The sequence below is a fragment of the Staphylococcus sp. EG-SA-2 genome (assembly GCF_017152085.1).
In genome coordinates this window covers 1-7569 of record NZ_JACYHC010000264.1, presented here as the reverse complement: position 1 = coordinate 7569, position 7569 = coordinate 1, and the positions used below count along the sequence as shown (strand labels likewise).

Below are 7569 nucleotides of genomic sequence, written 5' to 3'. Positions count from 1 at the left end.
CAATACTACTTAGGTAACTACGGTATCGTCCTGTTGTCACTTATCGTTATGGTTGCTTGTTTAAAAACAGCCATCGGTTTGATTACGGCATTTTCAGAAACATTCGAACACCTTTTCCCTAAAATGAATTACCTAGCGATTGCAACAGTTGTAAGCTTTATTTCGTTCTTATTCGCGAATGTTGGCTTAACTAAGATTATTATGTACTCAGTCCCAGTGTTAATGTTCTTATATCCATTAGCAATTGCCTTGATTGTACTAACATTATTTAGTAGCAAATTCCATCATTCAAAAATTATTTATCAATGTACCATTTTCTTTACAATGATTGCTGCATTAGTAGATGGATTAAAAGCTAGTCCAGAGTTCATTTCAAGCACATCATTCTCACAAACTTTGATTAATTTCAGCCAAAAATATTTACCATTATCAGACATTGGTATGGGCTGGGTTGTTCTCAGTTTGATTGGTTTCATTATCGGCTTCATTATTTATAAAATTAAGCATCGTAAAATTCCATAAGCATAATACTATGCCACAGTCATATGTTAAACATATGCTTGTGGCATTTTTTATTCATACTACATTAAACTGCAATCGTATACATACATATCACTGATTATCCACAAAAAATATTAGTACTTTCATTTTACAAATCACATTAATACAAACACAACCTTATCTTTATATTATTAAATTTACATTTGACACTTATATTGAACAACTGTAATATATTAATATTAATTCTTTAAATTGTATAAATATAAAGGAGGGAGACCGATGAATTCAATCATTGAATTAACTGATTATTATAGCTCTAATAATTATGCACCACTTAAGCTTGTCATTTCTAAAGGTAAAGGTGTCAAAGTTTGGGATACTGATGGCAAACAATATATAGATTGCATTTCGGGTTTTTCAGTTGCAAACCAAGGCCATTGTCATCCAACAATTGTTAAAGCGATGACAGAACAAGCTTCAAAGTTGTCTATCATTTCACGTGTCCTTTATAGTGACAATCTCGGGAAATGGGAAGAAAAAATTTGTCATCTTGCTAAGAAAGACAAAGTACTCTCCCTTAACTCTGGTACTGAAGCTGTTGAAGCAGCCATTAAAATTGCTAGAAAATGGGGCTCTGAAGTTAAAGGCATTACTGACGGACAAGTTGAAATCATCGCTATGAATAACAATTTTCACGGTCGTACACTTGGCTCATTATCACTATCTAACCACGACGCATATAAAGCAGGATTTCACCCCCTACTTCAAGGCACTACAACTGTAGATTTTGGAGACATTGAACAATTAACACAAGCTATTTCACCGAATACAGCAGCAATTATTTTGGAACCAATTCAAGGTGAAGGTGGCGTTAATATACCACCGAAAGGATATATTCAAGCTGTGCGTCAACTATGTGATAAACATCAAATATTAATGATTGCAGATGAAATTCAAGTTGGTCTTGGTAGAACTGGGAAATGGTTTGCGATGGAATGGGAACAAGTTGTTCCAGACATTTATATTTTAGGTAAGGCATTGGGTGGCGGCTTATACCCTGTATCTGCTGTACTTGCAAATAATGATGTCATGCGTGTTCTAACACCAGGTACACATGGTTCAACATTTGGTGGTAACCCTTTAGCCATTGCAATATCGACGGCAGCGCTTGATGTACTTAAAGATGAACAACTGGTTGAACGATCAGAACGCTTAGGTTCATTTTTATTAAAAGCGTTGCTACAACTTAAACATCCTAGTATTAAAGAAATTAGAGGTCGTGGTTTATTTATAGGCATAGAGCTTAACACAGATGCTGCACCTTTTGTGGATCAACTGATTCAACGTGGAATCTTATGCAAAGACACGCATCGTACTATCATTCGATTGTCTCCACCTCTAGTTATTGATAAAGAGGAAATCCATCAAATTGTTGCAGCTTTTCAAGACGTTTTTAAAAATTAACAATTAATCATTTATATATGACATAGGAGGGATTCATGATGATTAAAGTAGGTATCGTTGGCGGTAGCGGTTATGGCGCAATTGAATTAATTCGATTGTTACAAACACATCCTCATGTAACGATTGCACACATCTACTCACATTCAAAAGTAGATGAACCGTTGAAATTAACATTTCCACATTTACAACATATTATGCAACATTTCGAAGCACTTACAGTGGACAATAATGACTGTGATGTAATTTTCTTTGCGACACCAGCACCCGTAAGTAAAACATGTATCCCTCCCTTAGTAGAAAAAGGTATTCATGTTATCGATTTATCTGGCGCATTTAGAATTAAGAATCGTGAAATATATGAAGCATATTACAAAGAAACTGCTGCAGCACAAGATGATTTGAATCATGCTATTTACAGCATTTCAGAATGGCAATCGTTTGATAACAATGGAACGAAGCTCATTTCTAATCCTGGCTGTTTCCCTACAGCAACATTATTAGCATTACATCCACTTATTAGCGAAAAAATAGTAGATTTGTCATCTATTATTATTGATGCTAAGACCGGCGTGTCAGGTGCTGGTCGTTCATTATCACAACGTGTTCATTTTTCAGAAATGAATGAAAATCTAAGTGCTTATGCAATCGGAAACCATAAACACAAACCGGAAATCGAGCAATATTTATCTATCATTGCGGGTCAAGATGTATCAGTCATATTTACACCACATCTCGTACCAATGACACGAGGTATTTTATCAACAATTTATGTCAAATTTTCATCTGAATATACGACTGAATCATTACATAAATTAATGACCTCTTATTATGCTAATCAGCCATTTGTCAGAATTAGAGATATTGGGACTTTTCCAACCACAAAAGAAGTACTCGGTAGTAACTACTGCGATATCGGTATCTATGTAGATGAAACAACACAAACAGCAATTTTAGTATCAGTGATTGATAACCTTGTCAAAGGCGCAAGTGGTCAAGCCATTCAAAATTTAAATATATTATATGATTTTGAAGTAACGACTGGCCTAAATCAATCACCAGTTTATCCATAAGGGGTGTTAGAATGAAACATCAAGAAACGACATCACAACAATATAACTTTTCAATTATTAAACATGGCGATATCAGTACACCTCAAGGCTTCACGGCTGGTGGTATGCACATCGGTTTACGCGCTAACAAAAAAGACTTTGGGTGGATTTACTCATCGTCTTTGGCAAGTTCAGCTGCCGTATATACTTTAAATCAGTTTAAAGCTGCACCACTTATTGTCACTGAAGACACTTTACAAAAGTCTAAAGGAAAATTACAAGCACTTGTTGTTAATTCAGCTAATGCAAATTCTTGTACCGGTCAACAAGGCATAGATGATGCACGACAAACACAAACATGGGTTGCTCAACAACTTCAAATACCATCTGAGCATGTTGCTGTTGCTTCAACTGGGGTCATTGGTGAATATTTGCCTATGGATAAAATTAAGACTGGGACCGAACATATTAAGGATACTAATTTTGCAACGCCAGGTGCGTTTAACGAGGCAATTTTAACAACTGATACCTGTACAAAACATATCGCTGTATCACTAAAAATCGATGGTAAAACCGTTACAATTGGTGGTAGCGCCAAAGGTTCAGGTATGATTCATCCAAATATGGCTACCATGCTTGCTTTTATAACAACCGATGCATCGATTGAATCGAATACACTTCATCAATTATTAAAATCTTCGACTGACCATACATTTAATATGATTACTGTTGATGGCGATACAAGTACAAATGACATGGTATTAGTCATGGCAAATCACCAAGTTGAACACCAAATACTTAGTCAAGACCATCCACAATGGGAAACATTTGTTGATGCATTCAATTTTGTCTGTACATTTTTAGCTAAAGCTATAGCCAGAGATGGCGAAGGCGCAACAAAGTTAATCAGCGTCAATGTGTCAGGCGCTAAATCAATATCAGATGCAAGAAAAATCGGTAAAACTATCGTAAGTTCAAATCTAGTAAAATCAGCTATTTTTGGCGAAGATGCCAATTTTGGTCGAATCATTACAGCTATTGGCTATAGCGGATGTGAAATTGATCCTAAATGCACATATGTTCAACTGAACCAAATACCTGTCGTGGATAAAGGTATGGCTGTACTATTTGATGAGCAAGCTATGTCGAACACATTAACTCATGAACATGTCACAATTGACGTTCAACTTGGTTTAGGTAACGCTGCAGCGACTGCATACGGTTGTGATTTATCCTATGATTATGTGCGTATTAACGCATCATATCGAACATAAGGTGGTGTTGGTTAGATGAAATTTATTGTCATTAAAATTGGTGGCAGTACACTTAGTGACATGCATCCATCAATTATTAACAACATTAAGCATTTACGATCAAACAACATCTACCCCATTATCGTTCATGGCGGTGGCCCATTTATTAATGAAGCATTATCAAACCAGCAAATCGAGCCACACTTTGTTAATGGCCTAAGAGTGACTGATAAAGCAACCATGACCATTACTAAACACACGCTCATTGCAGACGTTAACACTGCATTAGTAGCTCAATTTAACCAGCACCAATGTTCTGCAATAGGCTTATGTGGTTTGGATGCACAGCTGTTTGAAATTACATCTTTTGATCAACAATATGGATATGTCGGTGTTCCGACCGCTTTAAATAAGGATGCTTTACAGTATTTATGTACTAAATTTGTACCTATCATCAATTCGATTGGTTTCAATAACCATGATGGAGAATTTTACAATATTAATGCTGACACGCTTGCCTATTTTATTGCATCATCATTAAAAGCGCCTATTTATGTATTAAGTAATATTGCAGGTGTACTCATCAATGATGTTGTTATACCTCAATTGCCATTAGTCGATATTCATCAATATATTGAACATGGTGATATTTATGGAGGTATGATTCCCAAAGTGCTAGATGCCAAAAATGCGATTGAAAATGGCTGTCCTAAAGTTATCATTGCATCAGGAAACAAGCCAAATATCATTGAATCTATTTACAATAATGATTTTGTTGGCACAACAATCCTTAATTCATAACTATGAAATTAAGGCCTAACAAGTTTTGACACGCGAGATGATTCCAGTTCGATTATCCATTGCGCTAAAACATTTATTTACCGTTCATCTCGTTAACAATTTTGAATACAGTACGATACAATATGAGATGTAAAAAACTAATAACCTTTTACAAATTTGTTTATCAAAATATTTTAAGTTTTGCAAAGCTTTTTATTGTGATTATTTTCACAAAATACTATAATGAGGATAGTAAATAGAGAGGAGTCCTTAAGTTGACGAAACGACAAATGGGTATATTCATTTATGCTGGAATTATCGGTGGCTTGTTATCTGGAATTGTAAAATTAGGTTGGGAGGTCATGTTTCCACCTCGCACACCAGAACGTAATGCAACGAACCCACCTCAAGAGTTATTGCAACAATTAGGATTTAGTAGTGAGTTTACGCATCAAACATATACATTTTCAAATATGGAATTGCCTTGGGTAAGCTTTATTGTCCACTTTAGTTTTTCTATCGTCATTGCAATTATTTACTGCATATTAGTTAAAAAATACGCTTACTTAGCAATTGGACAAGGTGCTGTTTTTGGTATTGCTATTTGGGTATTATTCCACCTTATCATTATGCCAATCATGCATACTGTACCTGCTGTGTGGGATCAACCATACCAAGAGCATCTGTCAGAATTCTTTGGCCATATCGTCTGGATGATGACAATTGAATTAGTGCGACAACATTTTGTCTATCGCTATAAATTAAATTAATACACTGACTAACATTAACGTGAGTTTTAAATCATCGTTTGAGTATGATGATTGATGCTCACGTTATTTTATTAACTGACATGATATGATTCCAGCCAACTTACGTGAGCATTAAAGTCTCAAATGCGTCGTAACAAGATATTATTTTTGGCAATTTCAATATTGCTCAGTATATTTTCACCTTATCACTTACATTAATCTCGTCATGATTTTGAATGATGCCATCGTGTATTCACCTTTCATTTTTCCAATAAAAATACATCTAACAGTAAACATTTAGGCAGTATAGTTTAAAATCACTGCGCAATGATACTGTCAGACGTCATATTAACTACTCAATAACTGAAATACAGACACTTTTTTATAACCCCAGGGTGCCTCTCCTAAGAAACATACCTGTACCATAAACTGATCAAAAATAAATTGTTTGAACTTCACTTCACGTGATTGATAAAAGTGTGATTGTGTCATATCATAAATGTCCAATCCTTTGATTAAACCTTCACCAATCAATTTTGTAAAACTTTCTTTTTGTGTCCATATTTGATAAAAATCATTTAAACTACATATTTGATGTGCTTCGTTTGTAGAGAAACACGTCACTAACGTACGCCAGTCTAAACGTTGTGATATCTTTTCGATATCTATACCAACTGGTTCTTTATCGACAACACACACGATATAAGGATAACTATATGATAAGCTCACATAGATGGGCTGTCCATCACGATTGTGTTGAACAATATCTGCCTTACCTCGTGGCGAAATGTGATAATGCCATTCATGTGGTAATAAACCTGTGTCATGTTGAATTCCATATTGCACTAAAATATCTCCCAATCTGTGCATGAGTTTATCTTGATTGTATCTATAGTTGACTGTACGCGGTTTTTTATATGACCAACGACTTTGTGATATTAATTCTTCAATACTTTTCAAGTTACTCTGTAATTGCATTACAAATACTGTCATAACTTTCCCTACTTACTTATTGAATATTGTTTTGATATATTGTGCCCAATGATACAGCCAATTGTTAGTTATCGTTGGCCATTTTTCACTGATGTGATTCATTATTTTTAATGTTAATGTTGTATCTATCATTGCTAGTTGTTGTTCACGGTCAACACTAGTTAATCCAATCGTTTCGTACATGTCTTGTTTCTGTAAAATTTCATTAAATGATTCATCGCTGACGAGTTCAATTTCTTTGCGCTTAACGCATTCTAACAAAGATTTCACCGGCATTTTATTAGGTGATAGCACATGGTAAATGATTTGTGGTGTGTTGACCTGTGCTAATGCGACAATTTGTCTTGCAGTCGTATCCACAAAAGAAAAATCTACAGGCATTTCAGCCATGCTAACCCCGATACAATCCAGTTGTAACAAATCATTCATTACCATTGAAAAACGGTTAGTCTTTATATTTCTCATATGCCATCTTCCATTGTAAGGACTCGTCAAATTACCAACACGTACAATCCGACCATCTAAGCCATTATTTACAGCTTCTAATACTTTTAATTCACTATAAAATTTGCTCCGTGTATATGGTGATGTTAGTAGTTGCCCTTTATAGACATCCGCTTCTGAAAATGTCACATCTTCTGTGTCTATATCAAAATAAGTTCCCACACTTATCGTAGACACATATATTAACCTTGCATGATGTTGTTGTGCCAAACGTATGACATCAACAGTACCTTGAACATTTACTTTTTCAAATTCATCATCATCACCAAAGTGATC

The 7569-nt window shown here is 35.0% G+C and carries 7 protein-coding genes and 1 pseudogene; 6 read left to right on the top strand and 2 right to left on the bottom strand.

What is annotated here, in order from left to right:
• From brnQ1 to IDG60_RS02565, 6 genes and pseudogenes are all read left to right on the top strand, one after another.
• Positions 1-522: pseudogene (gene brnQ1 / locus IDG60_RS02590) on the top strand (branched-chain amino acid transport system II carrier protein BrnQ1); the annotation flags it as partial.
• Positions 523-780: 258 nt separating this feature from the next.
• A complete protein-coding gene (gene rocD / locus IDG60_RS02585) occupies positions 781-1965 on the top strand; it encodes an ornithine--oxo-acid transaminase (protein WP_001084442.1) in 1185 nt (394 codons plus the stop codon).
• A gap of 38 nt (positions 1966-2003) precedes the next feature.
• Positions 2004-3035, top strand: a complete 1032-nt coding sequence (gene argC, locus IDG60_RS02580; RefSeq protein ID WP_000598482.1) for an N-acetyl-gamma-glutamyl-phosphate reductase — start codon at positions 2004-2006, stop codon at positions 3033-3035.
• 11 nt (positions 3036-3046) lie between these two features.
• Complete coding sequence (gene argJ / locus IDG60_RS02575; RefSeq protein ID WP_000682619.1) at positions 3047-4288, top strand: bifunctional glutamate N-acetyltransferase/amino-acid acetyltransferase ArgJ; 1242 nt, start codon at positions 3047-3049, stop codon at positions 4286-4288.
• A 15-nt stretch (positions 4289-4303) separates the two neighbouring features.
• Complete coding sequence (gene argB / locus IDG60_RS02570) at positions 4304-5068, top strand: acetylglutamate kinase (RefSeq protein ID WP_000668894.1); 765 nt, start codon at positions 4304-4306, stop codon at positions 5066-5068.
• 269 nt (positions 5069-5337) lie between these two features.
• Positions 5338-5817: a YagU family protein gene (locus IDG60_RS02565; protein ID WP_001822554.1), complete on the top strand. Its 480-nt coding sequence runs from the start codon at positions 5338-5340 to the stop codon at positions 5815-5817.
• A gap of 327 nt (positions 5818-6144) precedes the next feature.
• Here IDG60_RS02565 and ausB read toward each other — a convergent pair whose 3' ends face one another.
• Together ausB and IDG60_RS02555 are read right to left on the bottom strand one after the other, a co-directional pair.
• Positions 6145-6789: an aureusimine biosynthesis 4'-phosphopantetheinyl transferase AusB gene (gene ausB / locus IDG60_RS02560; RefSeq protein WP_000215722.1), complete on the bottom strand. Its 645-nt coding sequence runs from the start codon at positions 6787-6789 to the stop codon at positions 6145-6147.
• A gap of 12 nt (positions 6790-6801) precedes the next feature.
• The coding region (locus IDG60_RS02555) for an SDR family oxidoreductase (RefSeq protein ID WP_206160464.1) at positions 6802-7569 on the bottom strand (768 nt) is incomplete at its 5' end.

Excerpts from the sequence above, each read along its gene's own strand:
- rocD (WP_001084442.1), top strand. The coding sequence starts at position 781 with ATGAATTCAATCATTGAATTAACTGATTATTATAGCTCTAATAATTAT.
- IDG60_RS02565 (WP_001822554.1), top strand. The coding sequence starts at position 5,338 with ATGGGTATATTCATTTATGCTGGAATTATCGGTGGCTTGTTATCTGGA.
- argB (WP_000668894.1), top strand. The coding sequence starts at position 4,304 with ATGAAATTTATTGTCATTAAAATTGGTGGCAGTACACTTAGTGACATG.
- ausB (WP_000215722.1), bottom strand. The coding sequence starts at position 6,789 with ATGACAGTATTTGTAATGCAATTACAGAGTAACTTGAAAAGTATTGAA.
- argC (WP_000598482.1), top strand. The coding sequence starts at position 2,004 with ATGATTAAAGTAGGTATCGTTGGCGGTAGCGGTTATGGCGCAATTGAA.
- argJ (WP_000682619.1), top strand. The coding sequence starts at position 3,047 with ATGAAACATCAAGAAACGACATCACAACAATATAACTTTTCAATTATT.